The sequence below is a fragment of the Pseudophaeobacter sp. 1A09344 genome, assembly GCF_041008745.1.
Lineage (GTDB): Bacteria > Pseudomonadota > Alphaproteobacteria > Rhodobacterales > Rhodobacteraceae > Phycobacter > Phycobacter gallaeciensis_A.
In genome coordinates, this window is record NZ_JAXGFS010000002.1 from 304928 (window position 1) to 325110 (window position 20183).

17 protein-coding genes are annotated in these 20183 nt (G+C 61.0%); 10 read left to right on the top strand and 7 right to left on the bottom strand.

Translation table 11 applies throughout. The features are described from left to right. The first annotated feature begins 35 nt into the window (after positions 1 to 35). From SM765_RS04675 to SM765_RS04685, 3 genes are all read left to right on the top strand, one after another. Positions 36 to 698 (top strand): GntR family transcriptional regulator, encoded by a 663-nt coding sequence (locus SM765_RS04675; protein ID WP_065271228.1) that lies wholly within the window; start codon positions 36 to 38, stop codon positions 696 to 698. A gap of 270 nt (positions 699 to 968) precedes the next feature. Next, complete coding sequence (locus SM765_RS04680) at positions 969 to 1991, top strand: 2-dehydropantoate 2-reductase (RefSeq protein ID WP_274837491.1); 1023 nt, start codon at positions 969 to 971, stop codon at positions 1989 to 1991. A gap of 1 nt (position 1992) precedes the next feature. After that, positions 1993 to 2643 carry a TetR/AcrR family transcriptional regulator gene (locus SM765_RS04685; RefSeq protein WP_274834830.1) on the top strand — a complete coding sequence of 217 codons (651 nt, stop codon included), beginning with the start codon at positions 1993 to 1995 and terminating at the stop codon, positions 2641 to 2643. A 6-nt stretch (positions 2644 to 2649) separates the two neighbouring features. On the opposite strand, the gene SM765_RS04690 is transcribed toward SM765_RS04685, so the two are convergent. After that, positions 2650 to 4320: an FAD-binding dehydrogenase gene (locus tag SM765_RS04690; RefSeq protein ID WP_274837333.1), complete on the bottom strand. Its 1671-nt coding sequence runs from the start codon at positions 4318 to 4320 to the stop codon at positions 2650 to 2652. Between the two features lie 281 nt (positions 4321 to 4601). On the opposite strand from SM765_RS04690, the gene SM765_RS04695 reads away from it, so the two are divergent. Then, the gene (locus SM765_RS04695; RefSeq protein WP_065271232.1) at positions 4602 to 5039 is read left to right on the top strand and encodes a nuclear transport factor 2 family protein; all 438 of its coding nucleotides are present in this window, start codon (positions 4602 to 4604) and stop codon (positions 5037 to 5039) included. A 27-nt stretch (positions 5040 to 5066) separates the two neighbouring features. Here SM765_RS04695 and SM765_RS04700 read toward each other — a convergent pair whose 3' ends face one another. The 4 genes from SM765_RS04700 to SM765_RS04715 form a co-directional block, all read right to left on the bottom strand. Then, positions 5067 to 7502 carry a Lon protease family protein gene (locus SM765_RS04700; protein ID WP_274837332.1) on the bottom strand — a complete coding sequence of 812 codons (2436 nt, stop codon included), beginning with the start codon at positions 7500 to 7502 and terminating at the stop codon, positions 5067 to 5069. A gap of 147 nt (positions 7503 to 7649) precedes the next feature. After that, the gene (locus SM765_RS04705) at positions 7650 to 8315 is read right to left on the bottom strand and encodes a phosphoribosyltransferase (protein ID WP_274837331.1); all 666 of its coding nucleotides are present in this window, start codon (positions 8313 to 8315) and stop codon (positions 7650 to 7652) included. 102 nt (positions 8316 to 8417) lie between these two features. Further along, positions 8418 to 9335: a CobW family GTP-binding protein gene (locus tag SM765_RS04710; protein ID WP_274838995.1), complete on the bottom strand. Its 918-nt coding sequence runs from the start codon at positions 9333 to 9335 to the stop codon at positions 8418 to 8420. A 6-nt stretch (positions 9336 to 9341) separates the two neighbouring features. After that, positions 9342 to 10970: an amidohydrolase gene (locus SM765_RS04715; protein WP_274837329.1), complete on the bottom strand. Its 1629-nt coding sequence runs from the start codon at positions 10968 to 10970 to the stop codon at positions 9342 to 9344. 97 nt (positions 10971 to 11067) lie between these two features. Between SM765_RS04715 and SM765_RS04720 the strand changes: the two genes are divergently transcribed. From SM765_RS04720 to SM765_RS04745, 6 genes are all read left to right on the top strand, one after another. Further along, complete coding sequence (locus SM765_RS04720; protein WP_274834836.1) at positions 11068 to 12027, top strand: LysR family transcriptional regulator; 960 nt, start codon at positions 11068 to 11070, stop codon at positions 12025 to 12027. Positions 12028 to 12124: 97 nt separating this feature from the next. Then, on the top strand, positions 12125 to 13681 hold the full coding sequence (locus SM765_RS04725) for an ABC transporter substrate-binding protein (protein ID WP_274834837.1): 1557 nt from the start codon (positions 12125 to 12127) through the stop codon (positions 13679 to 13681). Positions 13682 to 13765: 84 nt separating this feature from the next. After that, the gene (locus tag SM765_RS04730; RefSeq protein ID WP_065271238.1) at positions 13766 to 14743 is read left to right on the top strand and encodes an ABC transporter permease; all 978 of its coding nucleotides are present in this window, start codon (positions 13766 to 13768) and stop codon (positions 14741 to 14743) included. Then, positions 14743 to 15633 carry an ABC transporter permease gene (locus SM765_RS04735; protein WP_274834838.1) on the top strand — a complete coding sequence of 297 codons (891 nt, stop codon included), beginning with the start codon at positions 14743 to 14745 and terminating at the stop codon, positions 15631 to 15633. The genes SM765_RS04730 and SM765_RS04735 overlap by 1 nt, the downstream gene beginning before the upstream one ends. Further along, positions 15630 to 16610 (top strand): ABC transporter ATP-binding protein, encoded by a 981-nt coding sequence (locus SM765_RS04740; RefSeq protein ID WP_274834839.1) that lies wholly within the window; start codon positions 15630 to 15632, stop codon positions 16608 to 16610. The genes SM765_RS04735 and SM765_RS04740 overlap by 4 nt, the downstream gene beginning before the upstream one ends. Next, on the top strand, positions 16607 to 17581 hold the full coding sequence (locus SM765_RS04745; protein ID WP_274832714.1) for an ABC transporter ATP-binding protein: 975 nt from the start codon (positions 16607 to 16609) through the stop codon (positions 17579 to 17581). Before SM765_RS04740 ends, SM765_RS04745 begins: the two co-directional genes overlap by 4 nt. 39 nt (positions 17582 to 17620) lie before the next feature. On the opposite strand, the gene SM765_RS04750 is transcribed toward SM765_RS04745, so the two are convergent. Both SM765_RS04750 and SM765_RS04755 read right to left on the bottom strand, forming a co-directional pair. Further along, complete coding sequence (locus tag SM765_RS04750; protein ID WP_274837328.1) at positions 17621 to 19543, bottom strand: FAD-binding monooxygenase; 1923 nt, start codon at positions 19541 to 19543, stop codon at positions 17621 to 17623. Between the two features lie 191 nt (positions 19544 to 19734). Beyond that, entirely contained in the window at positions 19735 to 20181 is a 447-nt protein-coding gene (locus SM765_RS04755; protein ID WP_065271243.1) for a molybdenum cofactor biosynthesis protein MoaE, read from the bottom strand. Positions 20182 to 20183: the final 2 nt, after the last annotated feature.

A 20183-nucleotide genomic window follows, 5' to 3' on the forward strand; every position in this document is an offset into this window, starting at 1 on the left:
AGATCCTATCAAGGCTTCAGGAGGAGCCAAACCGAATGAAGCTGAACCCCGTCGATATCTCGAAAACCGCCTCGGCCTCGTCGATCGTTTTCGAAGCCCTGCGCAAGGCCATCATCGAAGGTGACCTGAAAGAGGGCGAACCGCTGCGGCAGGATGAAATCGCCGGGCTGTTCAACACCAGCCGGATCCCGGTCCGCGAGGCGATCTCGCGGCTTGAGGAACAGGGACTGGTCAAGACCCAGCGGTACAAGGGCGCGGTTGTGTCTGGCCTCTCCCCCGAAGAGGCACAGGAGATTTTTGATCTGCGGGCGCTCATCGAACCCGAAGTGATCCGCCGCGCGGTCCCGCAGATGACGCCAGAGGTCCTGGAGCAGGCCCGCCAATGTCTGGAAGCGTTTTCCGCATCGGACGATCCCCTGACCTGGGGTCAGCTGAATCGGGATTTCCATTCGCAGCTCTACGCGGCCAGCGGCCTGCAATATCATCTCGATGTGATCGACAATGCCATGGACCGGGTCGACAGATATTTGCGCGCACAGCTGGTGCTATCCAACGGCATGCAGCGCGCCCATGAAGAGCATCTTGCCATTCTTGAGGCCTGCAGCACCGGCGATGCTGCCCTCGCTGCGGAACTGACCCGGGCGCATATCGCAGATGCCTGCACTTCGCTGGTGGAAAACATCGCCAACCTGCGCTGACGCCCAGCACACCAATGAACTGTCCAAAGTTTACCGGCAGTCATGGCCTCCGCAGTGCCGTGAAATTGCTCTGAACCTCGGCGAATCGGGCGTTTGCGCAGCATCACATCAGCCTATGAACCAATATTTTACCGCAAAACGGGAAAATATTTCCGCGGAACGGTGAATGATTGTAGAACTGCCGCACGGCGCGTCAGGGGGCAGAGCGCGCTATCCATTTCTTATTCCACTGTCTGACCTGGCCTCGGTCTGGAGAACGCTCGATTGAACGTGACACCCCGCAGAGTTGTCTTTCTGGGCGCCGGAGCGATCGGGTGTTTCCTCGGCGCGCATTGGGCAGCGGCCGTGCAGGCGGCGGGCGGGCGTATAGGCCTGATCGGACGCGACGCCACTTGGGCACAGATCGGTGCCGGACCGCTGCGACTGACCGGCGGCACGGCGGCGGACACTGACTTGTCGCTTCTGGACCTGCACGACAGCCCCGAGGCCTTGTCAGAGGCCGATCTTATCGTGCTGACGCTCAAATCCATCGGGCTGGAGCGGGCGATCGAAGAGATCCGCGCCTACGCCGCCGAAGGAACGCCAATCCTCTGCCTGCTGAACGGAGTGTCCGCGGTGGAGCAGCTGGGTGCCGCCCTTCCCGCTCATCCGGTCATCGCCGGTATGGTGCCCTTCAATGTAGTCTGGGCATCCGGCAACCACCTGCATCGGTCCAGCGCCGGGCAGCTGAAGTTGGAACGCACCCCAGTCAGCACTGCCCTTGCCGAGATCATCGCGGCCACCGGCGCCCCGGCAGAGCTGCAGGATGCGCTGAAGCCCATTCAATACGGCAAGCTGCTGTTGAACCTGATCAATCCGATCAATGCCCTCAGCGGCCTGCCACTTCATGCCATGCTCTGCCAATCGGGGTACCGCCGGATATACGCGGCCACGCTGCGCGAAGCGCTCCGGGTCTATGACGAAGCAGGGGTTACCTGGCAGACCGTCGGTCCCCTCTCCCCGCGGCTGGTGCAATGGTTGCTGCGTTTGCCCGACGCGCTGTTCAATAGGACATTGCTGCGGCTTCAGAAACTCGATCCGGCGTCGATGACCTCCATGGCCGTCGATCTGGCCGCGGGCAGGCCCACCGAAATCGATGCGATCACCGGCGAAATCCTGCGCTTGGCCGCAGCTGCCGACTGTCCGGCGCCCATCAACAGTGCCCTTTACGACCTGATCAAAGCCCAAGAGGCCGCGCCGACGCCAAAGCAAGGCCATTCGGCAGCCGCCCTGGCCCAACTGCTGAGACTGTAAGATGACCCCGTCCGCACAAACACCCATGGTCTTTGGTCCGCTGAAAACACGGAACACGCCGAAACAGGCCCGCGCTGTCCAGCGGATCCACATCATTCTGACCGCTACGGCAGATCTCTTGTCAGATCATCCGGTGCAAACGATCACGACCACACAGATTGCCACTCATGCCGGGATCCCGGTCAGCTCCATTTACCGCTATTTCTCCGATGTGAATCAGGTTTTGCGCGAGCTCTACCTCCAAAGCGCGCAGGAACTGCGGGACAAGGTTCTGGAGACGCTGGAAAACACCGAGACAAGACCGGGCTGGCGCGACAGGTTGCATCACATCATCCTAACCCAGAGAGACTACGTTAGGAACAATCCTTACTACCGTTTGCTGCTGATGTATTTCGTCTCGGCCCGCCCAGCAGTCGCTGCCCGAGACCGAGAACGTGAATACACCACCGAACTGATGGAAATGCGCTGGAAACGCGGTCAGGACGGGTTTCATGGTGGCGATCCAAAGGTGGTGGCCCAGACGGTACTGCAGATCGCGGTTGCCATGGAGGATATGATCGCGGCTCAGTCCAACCCAGAAAACGCGGATATCTACGCGCAGGAGTTTCTCACCCTGCTGGATTCCTATCTGGCGAATTACTTAGAGGACTAATCCCGGTCATAAGGCAATGCTGTCCGCCCGTCCCACTTGGCGGCCCGAAAAAATACAGCCGCCCAGAAACGTGCCCTCGAGCGCGTTATAGCCATGATAGCCACCGCCGCCGAACCCGGCGACCTCCCCCGCGGCGAAAAGGCCGGGAATGGTCTTGCCATTGGCATCGACCAGTTGCCCATTCAGATCGGTCTGAAGACCGCCCAGCGTCTTGCGCGTAATGATGTTAAGCCGGACCCCGATCAGCGGACCGTTGTCGGGATCCAGGATCCGGTGCGGCTTTGCCGTGCGCATCAGCCTGTCGCCGCGATAATTGCGGGCCGCGTGGATCGCCATCATCTGGGCGTCTTTTGAGAACGGGTTGTCGATCTGCGCGTCCCGGGCAGTGATTTCGGCCCGTATTTTTCCGGCATCCAGCAGGCTGTTCCCTTGCAGTGCATTCATCCTGGCGATCAGATCTTCCAGCCGGTCAGCAACGACAAAATCCTCTCCGTGCTCCTTGAAGGCTTCCACGTTGGGGGTCGCCTTCTTGTTCAAAAGTCGCTGTTTTAGGACCTGTTTCCAGCTTTTGGAGGCAAGGTCCGGGTTCTGCTCTGATCCGGATAATGCAAATTCCTTTTTGATGATTTTCTGCGTGGTGATGAACCAGGAATAATCATAGCCCGTGGCCAGAATGGCCTTCAGCGTGCCAAGACTGTCGAAGCCCGGCATGGCAGGCGGCGCGAAACGGTTGCCGGTCGCATCGAACCACATTGAGGAAGGTCCCGGCAGGATCCGGATGCCATGGTTCGGCCAGATCGGATCCCAGTTCTTCACGCCTTCGGTGTAATGCCACATGCGGTCGGCGTTGATCACATGGCCACCGGCCTGCTGGGTGATCGCGACCATACGGCCGTCCACATGGGCGGGAACGCCTGCGATCATGTGTTTTGGCGCGGCCCCCAGCCGGTCCGTCGGCCAGGCCTTGCGCACCAGTTCCAGGTTGCCACCGATCCCGCCCGAGGCCACCACCACGCTGGCGGCGCGCAGTTCAAAATCGTCAATCACCTCGCGGTTGGTCTTCTGCCCGCGGGCGCTGGTGTCTTCGGCAAGAACCTCGCCGCTGATGCCCGTGCAGGCGCCGTTCTGCATCAGCAGATGTGAACAGCGGTGGCGGAACTTCAGGTTGATACGCCCCGCCTTTTCATGCTCCCTGACGCGGCGCTCGAACGGCTCCTGCGTGCCGGGACCCACGCCCCAGGTCAGATGGAACCGTGGCACCGAATTGCCATGCCCCGAAGCAAAGGAGCCGCCCCGCTCGGCCCAGCCGACGATGGGAAACCAGCGCATGCCCATGTCATGCAACCACGGCCGCATCTCACCGGCCGCAAAATCGATATAGCTTTCGGCCCATTTGTGCGGCCAGAGGTCTTCGTCACGGTCGAAACCAGCGCTGCCCATCCAGTCAGAATAGGCCAATTCACGGCTGTCACGGATCCCCATGCGGCGCTGTTCGGGGCTGTCGATCAACATCAGCCCGCCCAGCGACCAGAAGGCCTGCCCGCCAAGAAAACCTTCAGGTTCCTGATCGACGATCATGACCGTCTTGCCCCGGTCCGCCAGTTCGGCGGCGGCCACCAGTCCGGCCAGCCCCGCCCCGACGATAATGACATCTGCCTGTTGCTCAGCGTGTTTCATCGTTTCCCCTCCCGACGCGCGGCAGGCTGCGCAACTCCTCAATTGCACCCGGATTCCCCGATCCCTGTCCCGCTGTGCCCCGCATTTGCGATTGAAACCCGAGGCCTCGATCAGGCTAGCAGCTCAGTCCGCGCCTGCCCAGTATAACCACAGGGCAGCCAACCCGCTCGATTTTGGCCTTTTTGACACAGGTCGCGACCGACGTATTCATGCTCTCGACGGCGGTCGTAAACACGGCATAAAATCCCGCCAAACGGGAACTCTAAACAGGTGAATAACTGGTGGGAAGCAAGGCAGAGTTGGTGCGGTTTTGGTTCGAGGAAATCTGGTACCGGAACAACGACCAAATACAGGACGAGATGTTTTCAACCGGTGCAAAGGCGAGTGGCCCGGTGTCCAATCTGGCAGACAAGGATTTCAGGTCCATCGATATCGTCTCGGCCCTGAAAGCGCGCCTTGAATGCACACCAGAGGTGTCCTTTTCCGTCTTCGAAGAGCTAGGCGACTGGGTAATCACCTGTTTCACGGTAGCTGTCACGAAACACCCCACACGCCCGCCTTTTGATTTTGACGGCCAGATGATGTTCCGGATTAAAGACGACAAGATTGCCGAAATTCACTCGAACCTCAATTATATCAAGATGTTCGAAGGCCTTGGCCAGATGCCGCAGGATACGTTGCTGATTTCCCTGACCGGGGCCGAAATGCAATGGAAATGACGCGTAGCGCGTCCTGACCTTCCGGGATCAGTCCTCTGGATCCGGAGAGTTCGGCGCCTCGTATGATCCACCCATGGCAGCGCGCGTCTGTGCGAAATCCAAAAGCTTGACCTCGATATTGGCATTGACCGACCCGTCTTCAAAGGCACCGTGCAGATCGCGCAGCCCGGCAGGCAGGCCGGTCAGCTGTTCGATGGCCTCATCCACATGGCTGACCGCGTGGATCTGGAACTGCCCGGCGCGCACCGCCTCCACCACCTCGGGTTTCAACATGAGGTTCTCCACATTGCTGCGTGGGATCAGCACTCCCTGACGGCCTGTCAGCCCCTCGGTACGGCAGACCTCGAAAAACCCTTCGATCTTCTCATTCACGCCGCCAATGGGTTGCACATCGCCCATCTGGTTCACCGATCCGGTCACCGCAAAGGACTGTGAGATTGGCACCTCGGCAAGGGCCGACATCAGGGCGCAGAGCTCTGCCAAAGACGCGCTGTCGCCTTCGACGCCGCCATAACTTTGCTCGAAAACGAGGCTGGCCCAAAGCGACAGGGGTGCGTCCGGTACATAGCGCGCCGCCAGATAGCCAGAGAGGATCAGCACCGCCTTGGAATGGATCGGACCGCCCAGCTTGGCCTCGCGCTCAATATCAACAACACGTCCGGACCCTACGCGAACGCGGGCGGTGATCCGCACCGGCGCGCCAAAGCTTTCTTCGCCCAGCGCCGAAACGGTCAGCCCGTTGATCTGACCGATTTCACTGCCCCGAGTGGAAATCAGGATCTGCTCCCGCGCGATCATCTCGCGCATCCGGTCGCGGATCAGACCACGGCGTTCTTCGGCGGCAGTTATGGCGCCATTTACATGTTTTGCCGAAATGGCCTCAGCGCCCTCCTGGCGGGCGTAGTGATTGCCTTCACGCAGGATATCCCACAAGGTCTCGATCCGAAGGCTCAGCTTTTCCTGATCCGCCGAGGCGCGCGAAGCGGCATCGATCAGCGCCGCCACACCATCAGCGGTCACCGGGCGCAGCGCCTCTTCCTTCACCAGCGCCGCAACCCGGCGGGCAAACAGCGCAATACTGTCCGCATCGCGCACCATGTCAGGCCCAAAATCAGCGGTCACGCGGAAGAACTTGTCAAAATCCGGATCGTATTCCGCCAGCAGCATGTGCAGCATACGATCCCCAACCAGCACAACCCGCACATCCAGCGGGATCGGTTCGGGTTTCATCGTGGTGGTCGAAATCAGCCCCAGCCGTTCACCCGGGGTGATCACATGGACCGCCTCTGTTTCCAAACAGCGTTTCAGCGCATCCCAGGCCAGGGGTTCCGCCAGCACCCGGCGGGCGTCCAGCACCAGAAAGCCCCCGTTTGCCCGATGCAATGCCCCCGGTTTGATCTGGGTAAAATCGGTGACCAGCACACCCTGCATCGCCATGTAGTCGATCTGCCCGGTCAGATTGGCCAGCGTCGGCAGGCTTTCCTCAACTACCGGCGCCCGGTCCGCATCTCCCTCATGGGTCACCACAACATTGACATGATAGCGGTGAAACTGCGGATCCTCGCGCAGGGCAGCCAGCCCGGCGGGAAACGGCGCCTTGGAGCGCCCCAGGTCCAGTGACAGGAACAGATCCGCATGGGCCACCAGATCATCCCGCAGGGCCGTGAAATACGGACCAAGCTCGTCGATCTCGACAAAACCGCGACAGGCCCTGTCGACGGCGGCATCCACTGCGATCCGCGCCATTTCCGCATTGAGCCGGGTCAACGCATCGCGCTGTTCCCGCTCCAGTTCGGGCTGGTCCAGAAGGAAATCCTCCAGCTCGCTCTGAATTTCCGCAACCGCGTCGCGGATCTGTATCCGCTCTTCTTCGGGCAGCTTTTCGATCACCTCCGGTTTGACGATCTCATCGTCGCGTTTTGCGGCCAGGGAAAACCCCATCGGCGTACTCAGGATCGCGACATTTCTGGCTTCGGCCTTCTGACGCAGTGCATCAAAGGCCTCCTCGCGCCGCGCATTGTAATCCTGCTCCAGCGCCATCCGCTTGTTCTGGTAGTCTTCGGACACCAGCAGCGCCGGGATATGATTGGCCAACTCCTCAAGCAGCCGGGCCATCGCGTTGCGCAGCCGCACGCCCTGCCCACGCGGCAGACAAATGGCGTTGGGCTGATCGGCGTCCTCAAAGTTCTGCACATAGACCCAGTCCTTTGGAATGGGGCGGCTGGCGGCCTCTTCCTCCAACACGCGCAGCACGGCGGATTTACGGCCACTGCCCCGTGGGCCTTGCACATAAAGATTGAACCGGCGGTGTTTCATCTGCGCCGACAGGCGGATCGCCTCCATTCCCCGGCCCTGCCCCAGCGGCCCTTCAAGCGGCTCAAGATCGGCGGTGGTTGCAAACTCGAACTCCGTCGGATCGCAGACCCGTCTCAGTTCATCGGGCGACAGTGCCGTATCAGACATGCAAGCTCCTGATTTGGTTCAGCATGGGTGCGGGAAAGGTGGCATACTTGCGATCACCCCGCCAGTGCCCAGACACAAGCCTTGGGTGAAAACGCGGGCAGACACGATCCTTGAAGGGACCACCGGACGCGTTGCCTTGGCCCTGTCTCAGGGCGTTTCTGCGGAGGCTGCCTTGGCCGCCGCATCCAGAAGGCGGACGACCTCTCCATCCGAGGTCTGCGAAAAATCGCTGTAGAAGCGCCCAATTGAACCGAAAGGAAAAGGCATTTTCAGACAGATCAGCTCATCCACTTCGTCGCGCAAACTCTCGGCGACATCGCGCGGCGCCACCGGCACCGCCAGCACCAGCCGCGCCGGTTTGCGCGCACGCACAGCCCGCAGCGAAGCCCGGACCGTCGCGCCGGTGGCGATGCCATCATCCACGACAATCGCCGTCCGCCCCCTGAGCGGCACCTGCTTGCGTCCTTTCAGATAGACCTCCCGGCGGCGCCTAATTTCCTCCAGCCGGGGCCGGGACATCCGTTTGATATCCGCCGCGGCAAGTCCAAAGGATCTGGCGATTTCCGGGTTGGTGACGATCTTTGGATCAGAGCCATTCACCACCGCTGCCACAGCGAGTTCGGGCTGTTCCGGGGCACCGATCTTGCGGACCATGATCAGATCCACCGGGGCATTCAGCGCGCGGGCAACTTCGGCCGCTACCGGAACGCCGCCGCGCGGCAGCGCAAGGATCACCGGGTCTTGATACCCTTTGCCAGACAGTTCGGCCGCAAGGGCCTGCCCCGCATCTGTTCGATCTTTGAAAAGCGTCATTGCAGCCGCCTCCTATCGCATGCCCGTATCCGCATTCGCTGACTATGAACCGAATGTGGATACAGGAATACTAGGGGCGGGCTGCGCTGTCCTTGATCGACCTCAATCCGCCTTGACAGGTGCCGCAGAGAGCTGCTCTGCCCCCTGCCACCATACCTCACAGTCCTGCACCGTGACCTGAGCGGAGAGGCCGATCCCGACCAGATGCGTGTCACCGGGCACGTCAGCCGGAGTAATGCTAACGTCCTGCCCAACCACCTGAATAAGCCAGCCCCGCCCCGGCCTGCCACGCACGAACCCCTTGATCCGGAACAAGCCGGGTGGGCGGGTCTCAACGATCCGGGCAAGTTCCTCCCGGTTGAGGGCAATATCCGCGCTGTGATGCCAATGCATGTAATCCGGGTGGGGCCTTGTCCCCCGCCGCGGTTTACCTCCCGGATCCGGCTGCAACAGCAGTAGTTCGGCCACATGGCCTGCCTCACTCAGCAGAACCGGGGCCGACCGGCTGTCGGCGGCCAGCCCAAGGGCCACAGCCGCCGGTATTTCTTCGGTCTTGCTGACCAGCACCAGATCAGCGCAGGCCACCTGATCACGGATCTGCGGGCCGATCAATGTATCGCTGGAAAGGCTCTGATAGCTGCCCGCATCGACCACGGTCACGATGCCGCCAAAACGCATCTCTGGCTCTGCCACGGCGGCATTGGCAATCTTTTGCGGATCAGCAATGCCGCTGGCCTCGATGATCAGATGATCCGGGCGCGGAGTGCGGTCCAGCACATCGGCAATCGCCATGAAAAGATCCGCCCCCATGGTGCAGCAGACGCAGCCATTGGTCAGGGTCAGCGTGTCCTCATCGGCGCTGTGCAGCAGTTCGGCATCGATATTGATGGCGCCGAAATCATTGACCAGAACCATCAGACGCTGGCCATGCGGCGCCGACAGAAGGCGGTTGATCAGCGTGGTCTTGCCCGCGCCGAGGTACCCCCCGATCACGGTCATTGGCAGGCGGCTGTCAATCATGGCGGGTCACAGCAGATGCACCTGACCGCCCGACACTGTGCCCAGAACCGGCACGTCCTTCAGCGCCATCGGGTCCACCGCGGTCGGATCCTCCCCCAGCACTGCGAAATCGGCTTTCTTGCCAGTCTCGATACTACCGATCTCATCATCGAGGCGCAGAGTATAGGCCGCGCCAAGGGTGATCGCGTGCAGGGCCTCTTCCACGGTGATCTGTTGCGCCGCGCCCAGGGTCCGGCCGCTCATGGTCTGGCGATTGACGGCGCACCATGCGGTGAACAGCGGCGCCAGCGGCGTTACCGGCGCATCGGAATGGATCGTCATATGCACACCTGCGTCCAGCGCGGTCCGGCAGGCATCCATCCGCGTGGCGCGATCCTCACCAATGGTTGCAGCCGCGTGCTGATCGCCGAAGTACCAGATATGATTGGCAAAGATATTGGTGCAGATCCCCAGCTCCGCGCAGCGTTCGAACTGATCACGCCCCATCATCTGGCAATGTTGCAGCACATGGCGATGCCCCTGCCCCGGCGCCCGGCGCAGAGCCGCCTCGATGGCATCAATTGCGACCTCAGAAGCTTCGTCGCCGTTGACGTGAATATGCATCTGCACGCCTTCACGCTGCATTACCTCGCACAGGGCGTAGACCTGATCGGGTGCGGTGTTCCAGATGCCATTGGGCTGCCCGCCCACGTAGCCGGGCCATTTCACCCGCGCGGTCCAGCCCTGGATCGAGCCATCGGTCATCAGCTTGACCGCCCCAAGGCGCAGCTTGTCGGTGGAGCGGGCGCGCAGATCTTTGGCACGGGCGGCGATCTGTTCGGGCGTCGCCCCCATTGCGCCTTGCGCTGGCACGATGCGAACCGGGAAATCCGGTGCGCCCGTCACCTCGAGCATGACATCCAGATCGCTGTCTTCCATGGTAGAGAAGAGATCGGCGATGGTGGTGACGCCCGCGCGTTTGGCGACCTCACCATAGGTCTGGATCGATGGCGCCTGCTGGGCCAAGCTGCGGAAATCGATGCCAAGCCGACGCATTACTGGGAACATTGCTGCCATCTCCTGCAACTCGCCGGTCGGGCTGCCGTCGGGACCCTTTAGAACCCCCTCGGCATTGGTCTCCCGGCTGTATCCCGCCAGTTCCAGCGCCTTTGAGTTCACGCACATCAGGTGGAAATTGGAATAGATGATGGCAATCGGGCGGGTGGTGCTGATCTCATCCAGATGGTGCCGGTTCAGCCGCTCGGTGGGCAGGAAAATCGGATCAAATCCCCAGCCGATCAGTGGCGCGTCCTCACCCAGAGATCCGGCGTACTCCGTGAGGCCGAAAATCACCTCGCCAATGTCCGTCATGCCCGACCACATACGCCCGTCGGGGTCGATCCGGTCGTGATATCCGGCATAGGCATAGTTCCACATCGCCCCCGCCATCATATGGGCATGACCTTCGACAAAACCGGGCATCAGGACCGCCCCGCTAAGGCTGTCATCACGTTCAACCGAGCCCCATTGCTGCGCGCAATCGGCATCGCCAACGGCCAGAATTTTGCCGTCCTGCACCGCGACATGGGTCGCTACCGGATTGTTCAGATCCTGAGTGATGATTTTTTTTGCTTTGAAAACAGTGATTTTTGACATGGAGCACCTTTGGGTTCCCCTTTGGGATATCCAAGCTTTGAACATTGGAAAAATGTAATTACTGTCGAGGTAACCCGCAAAAAATGCAGGAATTGATATGCGTTTCACGCTCAAACAACTTCGCTATTTCGATGCGGCGCTGCGGACCGGCTCCATCGCACGGGCCGCTGTCGAGATGAATATTTCGCAATCCTCGATCACCGCGGCCATCGACATGATCGAGCAAACGACGGGTACCGAACTCTTGCGGCGGCTGCCCGCGCGCGGGATCGTCCCAACCAGCAGCGGGCTGGCCGTAGGCGAGCGGGTTCAGGAGTTTCTTGAACAATCCAGGATTTTTGAATCGGATCTGATGTCCCTGACCGGTGATCTGGCAGGGACCCTGCGAATGGGTTGTTATGCCCCGACCGCACCCTATGTCCTGCCGCCGATCCTGAAGCGGATTTCCGAAGACTACCCGTCAATCAGCATCGAGCTGAAAGAGGGCGACATGCAGTCGATTGCTGATCTGCTGAGCTCCGGCGCCATTGATGTGGCGCTGACCTACCGGCGCACCACGCCAGAGGCGCAGCCTTTCATTCCGATGTTCCGGGCCACACCGATTGCACTGATCCCCGACGAGTCACCCTTGGCCCAAAAGCCGGAGGTCGACCTTCAGGATCTGGCGGAATTGCCGATGATCCTTCTGGATCTGCCGGGAACGCGTGCCTATTTTTGCAGCCTTTTCGAGGCCCGTGGTCTGCGCCCGAATATTGCGCATACCACCAAAAGCTCATCGGTCCTGCGGGGCCTTGTTGCAGCGAACTTTGGCTATGCGCTGATGAATATCTGCGGCCCTAACGACCGCATCGGGCAAAGCGGCTATGTCGCCCGCCCGATCAAGGGCGATCTGGAATCCCCACAATATGGAGTGGCTTACACGCCTGCGTCACAAAAATCGGCGATTGTGAAATCGGTTCTGGCCTCCTGCCGCGAGGTTGCGGAGCGTGGGGATTTTGATGATTTGCTGTTCTCCAATCCGCAGGACACAGCCTCCTCCGTTCACATCTTCCGCTAAAAAATGGGACTTTCACCGCTGCAAAAGACTGTTTTCTGAGACGAGTGAGCGAGACTAGCCTGATTGAAACAGCAAAAAAACGATCAGGGAGATCCAGATGAAACTCATGTCACGCCTCTTGGGCGCGGCCGCATTTGCCGCACTATCCTCTACCGCCCTGCCCGCATTTGCCGACGGTGGCACGCTGGTCATCGCCTCCAGTCAGGTGCCGCGACACCTGAATGGCGCGGTGCAATCGGGCATCGCAACCGCCGTGCCGTCGACGCAGATTTTTGCCTCGCCCATCCGGTATGACGAAAACTGGGAGCCGCAGCCCTATCTGGCAAAAAGTTGGGAAACCTCCGAGGACGGCCTGACCGTCACGCTGAACCTGGTCGACAATGCCACCTTTCACGACGGAGAGCCGATCACCTCGGAAGATGTGGCCTATTCCATCCTGACCACAAAGGAAAACCACCCTTTTAAATCCATGTTCGCACCGGTCGAAAGCATCGACACGCCGGATGCGCATACGGTTGTGATCAACCTCAGCAATCCGCACCCGGCGCTACTGCTGGCGCTGTCGCCCGCGCTGGCTCCGGTCCTGCCCAAGCACGTGTTCGACGATGGGCAGGACATCAAATCCCACCCGATGAATTCCAAACCTGTCGGGTCCGGCCCCTTCATGCTGGAGGAATTCAAGGCAGGCGAGGCCATCGTTCTGAAGAAGAACCCAAATTTCTTCCTCGACGGGCGCCCCAAGCTGGATGAGATCATCGTCCGCATCATCAAGGATCCCTCGGCGCTGCTGATCGCGATGGAAAACGGCGAAGCGGATATGTACCCCTTCATGGCCGGCAGCCAGGAAATCCGCCGCCTTGAGAAAGCCGACCAACTGGGTGTCACCGCCGAAGGCTATGCTGCGGTTGGTCCGCTCAACTGGCTGGCCTTCAACACCGCCTCGCCCAAGCTGAGCGACGTGCGGGTGCGTCAGGCGATTGCCTATGCGGTGGATCGCGACTTCATCACCAAGGCGTTGCACAGGGGCGTTTCCACGCCGCAACGGGGTCCGATCATCGAAAGCTCGCCCTTCTTTGACGAGAGCATCCCCGCCTATGATGCCGATCTGGACAAGGCAAAGGCCCTGATGGCCGAAGCCGGATTTGCTGACGGGATGGAACTGACCATTGATTTCATCCCCGGCCCCAAAGAACAGCAGCAGTCGATTGCCGAATACATGAAATCGCAGCTGAAAAAGATCGGCATTGCCGTCACCGTGCGCGCCGCGCCGGATTTCCCGACCTGGGCCGGCCGGGTTGGCGGCCATGACTTCGAACTGACGATGGATATCGTGTTCAACTGGGGCGACCCGGTAATCGGGGTGCATCGTACCTATCTCAGCGACAACATCCGCCAAGGTGTGATCTGGTCCAACACCCAGCAATACGCCAACGCAAAGGTCGATGAACTGCTGAACGCCGCCGCCATCGAAAGCGATCCGACCAAGCGTAAAGAGCTTTATGCAGAATTCCAGCAGATCGTCGCAAACGACCTGCCGGTCTACTGGATCAACGCGCTGCCCTATCACACGGCCTACGACAAGAAACTGATGAACGTTCCCACTGGCATTTGGGGCACCATGCACCCGATGGACATGGTCTCCTGGGGCGAGTGAGCCCGGGCCTGATCGGCTGAACCGGCGGGCGCCGACAAACAGAATACTGGCGCCCGCCCTCTTTCTTTCTGCCGGGGACATGTAATGAATGCTTCGTTTTTGATACGCCGGATTGGCTATGGGCTGGTCCTGATGCTGGGTGTGGTGGTCCTGAACTTCCTGCTGATCCGCCTGGCGCCGGGTGATCCGGCAGTGGTGATTGCCGGGGAAATGGGCGGCGCCACCGAAGAGATGCTGGAAAGCATCCGCGAAGAATACGGACTGAACAAGCCGCTGATCACGCAGCTGGGCATCTATGTCGGCAACGTGGTGACAGGCGACCTTGGCGAAAGTTTCTTCTTCAACCAGCCTGTTGCCACCCTGATCGCCCAGCGCATCCTGCCGACCATCCTGTTGGTGGTTACCGCGCAGGTCCTGTCGATCATCATCGGGGTTTTCCTCGGCGTAATTGCTGCCCGCAAGCCCAATGGCGTGATGAGCGCCTTCGTCTCGGTCTTTGCCACCATCGGATATGCGGTACCGGTGTTCTGGACCGGCATCATGCTGATCATCCTCTTTGCCAGCGTTTTGCCGATCTTCCCTGTCGAAGGCATGCAATCGGTCAAGCTGCGCGATGCGGGGATCTTTGTGCAGGCGCTGGACGTGCTGCATCACCTCGCCCTTCCGGCCTTTACACTCGCCATCATCTATCTGGCGCAATACGCCCGGCTGTCGCGTGCCTCGATGCTTGAGGTGCTGGGATCCGATTACATCCGCACCGCCAAGGCCAAGGGCGCCTCGCAGCGCTCGATCCTGTTCAAACATGCGCTGCGCAACGCGGCATTGCCGATCCTGACGGTGGCCGGCCTGCAATTCGGCAACCTGATCTCGGGCGCGCTGCTGGTGGAGACCGTGTTCAACTGGCCCGGCATGGGGCGGCTGGCCTTCGATTCCATCCTGCGCCGCGATTACCCAACCATCATGGGAGTCCTGTTCTTTGCTAGCGCCATGGTGGTGATCGCCAATATCCTGACGGACATGAGCTACCGGCTGGCCGATCCGCGACTGAGGGGGAAAAGCTGATGTCCGACAACACCGCAACCGACACGTCTGCGGCCGAGCATCAGGCCCAAAGCCCGGCACTGGAAGCCTGGCGGATGTTCCGCCGCAACATTCCGGCCTTGTTCGGGGTGGTGCTGCTGACCCTAATCATCGGCGCGACGCTATACGGCACCTTCTTTTACAGCGGCGATCCCTTCGACATCGTCTGGGCTCCGCATGAACCGCCCGGGGTGACGCCAGAGTTTCCCCTTGGCACCGACTATCTGGGCCGGGACATCATTGCGGGCATGCTGACCGGGGGCGGGCCGACCCTGGCGGTCGGGGCGGTTGCGGCTGCGATCACCATGTTGATCGGCATCGCGATGGGCGCCTTGGCCGGGTACTATGGTGGCTGGGTCGACAACCTCTTGATGCGCGTCACCGAGTTCTTTCAAGTGCTGCCTGCCCTTTTGTTTGCAATGGTGCTGGTGACGCTGCTGTCGCCAACCCTGTTCACCATCGCCTTTGCCATTGGGGTGGTTAGCTGGCCGCAGACCGCGCGCCTGACACGGGCCGAGTTCCTGAAGATCAAGAACCTTGAGTACGTCACCGCCGCCCGTGCGATTGGCGCCCGGGACAAACGCATCATCTGGACCGTGATCCTGCCCAATGCCCTGCCGCCGCTGATCGTCTCAGCCACGCTGACTGTGGGGGTCGCGATCCTGTTCGAAGCAGGGCTGAGCTTCCTTGGACTTGGCGATCCAAATGTCATGAGCTGGGGCCTGATGATCGGCGCCAACCGCGAATACATTCTGGACGCCTGGTGGCCGGTCACTTTCCCGGGGCTTGCGATCTTCTTTACCGTCTTTGCCGTCAGCCTGATCGGAGACGGGCTCAACGATGCCTTCAATCCAAAGCTGAGGGAACGATGAACCACCTTCTCGAAATCGAAGACCTGCGCGTCACCTTCAACACCCGCTATGGCGAAGTCACCGCGCTGGACAGCATTTCGATGCATGTCAGCGCCGGTGAAACCCTGGGCGTGGTGGGCGAAAGCGGCTGCGGCAAATCCATCACCGCCCTGTCGGTCATGGGGCTGATCCCAACCCCGCCCGGCCGCATCTCCGGTGGCGCGATCCGCCTCAATGGCGAGGATCTGACCCGTGCCTCTGAATCCCGGATGCGTGCCCTGCGCGGCTCGGAAATGGCGATGATCTTTCAGGAGCCGATGACCTCGCTCAACCCGGTGTTCACTGTCGGGGATCAGATTGCCGAGGCCATTATGCTGCACCAGAACGTCAGCCGCGATCAGGCCCTGCGGGATGCGGTGGCGTTGCTGGACCGGGTCGGTATCCCGTCGCCCGACGCACGGGCGCGGGATTATCCGCACCAGCTGTCTGGCGGCATGCGCCAGCGGGTGATGATCGCCATGGCCGTAAGCTGCCGCCCAAAGGTGCTGATTGCGGATGAGCCGACAACCGCGCTGGATGTGACGGTGCAGGCGCAGATCTTTGACCTGCTGAACGAAATCCAGCGCGATTTCGGCTCGGCCATCATCCTGATCACCCACGACATGGGCGCAATCAGTGAAATGGCGGACCGGGTGGCGGTCATGTACGCCGGGCGGGTCATCGAGGAAGCCAGCGCCGACGATGTGCTGGACTATCCGCAGCACCCCTATGCGCGCGGGCTGATCTCCTGCATCCCGGCCCTCGGCAAAGGCGATATGCCGGAGACCTTGGCAGAAATCCCCGGCGTGGTGCCGCCGCTGCATTTGCTGGGGGCGGGCTGCGCTTTTGCTGATCGCTGCGCCCATCGCACCGATCGCTGCACCCGTGAAAAACCGCTTCTGGCCACCCACGGCCACCATCCCGCGGCCTGCCACGCGGTCGAGGAGAACCGGATATGACAACGCTTCTGGATGTACGGGATCTGAAGGTCCGCTTTGCCCTGCCGAAACCTTCGCTCTTTGCACCGCAACCCTTTCTGGAGGCGGTGCGGGGCGTGTCCTTCACGCTGGAGCGGGGCCGTGCCCTTGGCATTGTCGGCGAAAGCGGGTCGGGCAAGACCACCGCGGCCATGTCGACAATCCGGCTGGTACCTGCGGCTGGGGGCGAGATCCTGTTCGACGGTGAAGACCTGCTGCAACTGGATGACGAGGCGATGCGCGCCCGTAGGCGTGATATTCAGCTGATCTTTCAGGACCCCTATTCCTCGCTCAACCCGCGGGCACGTGTAGTGGATATCGTGCGCGAGCCAATGGACCTGATGAATATCGGCGATGCCGACAGCCGTCTGGCCCGGGTCAAGGAGTTGTTCGAACTGGTGGGCCTGCGTCCCGACCAGTTGAACCTCTTCCCGCACCAGTTCTCGGGCGGGCAGCGGCAGCGGATTTCCATCGCGCGCGCACTGACCACCAATCCCCGGCTGCTGGTCTGTGACGAACCTGTCAGCGCCCTCGACGTGGCCATTCAAGCGCAAATCCTGAACCTGCTGGCGCGGCTGAAACGGGAACTTGGTCTGTCCTACCTGTTCATCAGCCACGATCTGGGCGTGGTTCGGCACCTCTGCGATGATGTGGCAGTGATGTATCTGGGCCAGATCGTCGAACAGGCCAGCCGTGAAGAGCTCTTCGACAGTCCGAAACATCCCTACACGCAGGCCCTGCTGGCGGCGGCGCCCTCTCTGGCGCGGCGCAAGTCCAAAGGCTATGTGCGACCGCTGAAACTCTCCGGCGATCCGCCCAGCCCGATCAATCCGCCAAAAGGCTGCGCCTTTGTGGACCGCTGCCCGCTGGCGCAGGATCTGTGCCGACAGGAGCAACCTGTCCTGAAACCCAATGGGGCCAGCCAGGTCGCATGCCATTTCGCATCCGCATAAGGCCCGCAGCCCTCTGACGGGGCTGCGGAATGTTCTTTCCTATCCCGCAGCCGGGATCATAAAGCCGTCAAAGAACTGGCTGAGCGCCTCATGGGCGTCCAGTGGCAGAACCTGGGCCACGTGCTGATCCGGACGCACCAGCACCATGCAGCCCTGGCTCCGATCAATACCGCGCATGTCAAAGATATCCTGCCCCGATTTCAGATCCGGGCAGAAGACCTTCTCGTAATCGCGCAGCCCGTAGCGTCCCTTCAAAGGCCGGAGGAGTGAGGGCATGTCCCCCGGCGTCAGGCTGCGGTGCTCCTGCTGCAGCACCGCGCGCACATCCAGAACGGAATCGATATCTGCCCCCTCTGCCGTGTAGCGTCGTAAGGGTGAGGCAGCGTCGCTTTCCAAATACTGACATAGCGCATGCAAAGCGCCGCCTTCCTGTCCCCGATCATCGGCCGCGGCAAAGGCGAAGAGGCGCCAGCGCCCATCGGCCCGCACCACATGGCCCAGCTGCAGGGGACGCGCATCCGCCAGCCGGATCACCGGCGCCGAATGGAACCGCATGCCCAGAGGAAAACCGCTGGCCAGTGCCTGATGGGTGTCCGCTCCGGTTAGAACTGAGGGCGCGTATTGGATGGCCGTGCCGGCAGTGAACCGCCCATGCTGCACGAAATATTTCTGGAACTCCTCGGGATCGACGCCGCCCTCAGCATCGCCGGTCTTGGGCTTGGCGCTGAACATGCGGGCGAATTCGCGGTCGAAGTCAATCAGCATCTTTGCTACCCCCTGCCGTTCGGCAGAGTAGCTGTGCAGGATTTCGGGCACCGCCTGCTTGCGCAGGACAGCGGCCAGCTTCCAACCCAGGTTGAACCCGTCGCGCATGGAGACGTTCATGCCCTGGCCCGCCTTGGGACTGTGCGTGTGACAGGCATCCCCGGCGATGAAGACTCGCGGCAGCTGACTGTCGATGTTTTCGGCCGGAACGTCGTCGAACTTGTCGCACAGCCGCTGACCGATCTCATAGACCGACCACCATGCGGTTTCCTTCACCTCTAGCGTATAGGGATGCAGGATCCGCTGCGCCGCCGCGACCAGTTTGTCCAGAGTGATATTGCGGCTGGCGACCCGCTCATCCTCTTTCAGCTTGTCCAGTTCGATATAAAGCCGAACCATGTAGCCGCCCTCGCGCGGGATCACCAGAAGGTTGCCCTCTTCCGCCGAATGCACGGTGGCCTTCATGCGGATATCGGGAAAGTCGGTGACGGCAAGAACATCCATCACACCCCAGGCCTGATTGGCAGAATCGCCAGTCAGCTTGCGCCCGATCGCCTCGCGCACGCGGCTGCGGGCACCATCACAGCCCACCACGTATTTTGCACGCAGCTCATGGGTTTCGCCCTCATGGCCGGGCGCCGTGTTTTCCAATGTCACTGTCACCGGATACTCCCCGTCCCCGGTCACCGTCAGATCCTTGATGCGCTGGTTGTACCAGGGCGCCATCGCCGTGGGCGCATTGGCCATGGTCTCCAGAAAGAAATCATGCACCCGCGCCTGATTGAGGATCACATGGGGGAATTCCGACAAGCCATCCTCGGTATCCTGAATGCGGCCACTGCGGGTGATGCAGCCAGGATTTTCCGCATCCGGGCGCCAGAACGAGGTTTCATTGACCCAGTAGGCTTCCTTCAGAACCTTCTCGCTGAAGCCAAACGCCTCGAACATCTCCATCGAGCGACAGGCAATACCATCCGCCTGCCCCACCTGAATGGGGCCGGCGCGTTGTTCGACGATCCCGGTGCGGATGTCCGAAAACGCAGCCAGCTGGCTGGCAAGCACCAGCCCCGTGGGGCCGGTACCGACAATCAGAACGTCCAGCGTGTCGGGCAGCGGCGCCGTATCCCCCCCGTTTTGGGTAAGGTCCGTGTGCACCGCGGGATCGCCCGGGCGAAATCCGTTCAGGTGATATTGCATGCGCTTTCCTCCACGATCTCGGCACTTGATAAGTCTACTTACATTTTGAAGGCGCTACCTGTCAATTATTATATGTGTACTTACTTTATGCCGAGCAACGTGCCGAAATCCCAAGTGTACACAGCAGAAAGCGCCCCGCCGGGGTCCCCAGCGGGCCGGATGCAGGCTCTAATTGTCCTTGAAGTGACGGATTACCAGCGCTTCAGCGCGTCTTCATCGGCGTCCTTGGCGGCGACCCATTCGGCCTCGCCATCGCGCAGGACCTCTTTTTTCCAGAATGGGGCGCGGGACTTCAGGTAATCCATCAGGAACTCGGCCGCCTCAAAGGCGTCCTTGCGGTGGCGAGCGGCGGTTGCGACCATCATGATACGCTCTCCGGGTTCCAGCCGCCCGTAGCGGTGGATCACCAACGCATCCGCTAGATCCCAGCGCGTCATCGCCTCGGAGGCGATTTTTTCCAGCGCCTTCTGCGTCATGCCGGGATAATGCTCAATCTCCATCGCGGCCATGTCGCCGGTGTCTGCATCGCGCACGACGCCAGTGAATGTCACCACAGCCCCGGCCCCGGCCACTGCATCGGCAAAAGCTTCGGTGACCGACCCAAGATCAAAAGACGCTTCCTGCACCAGAACGCGCATCG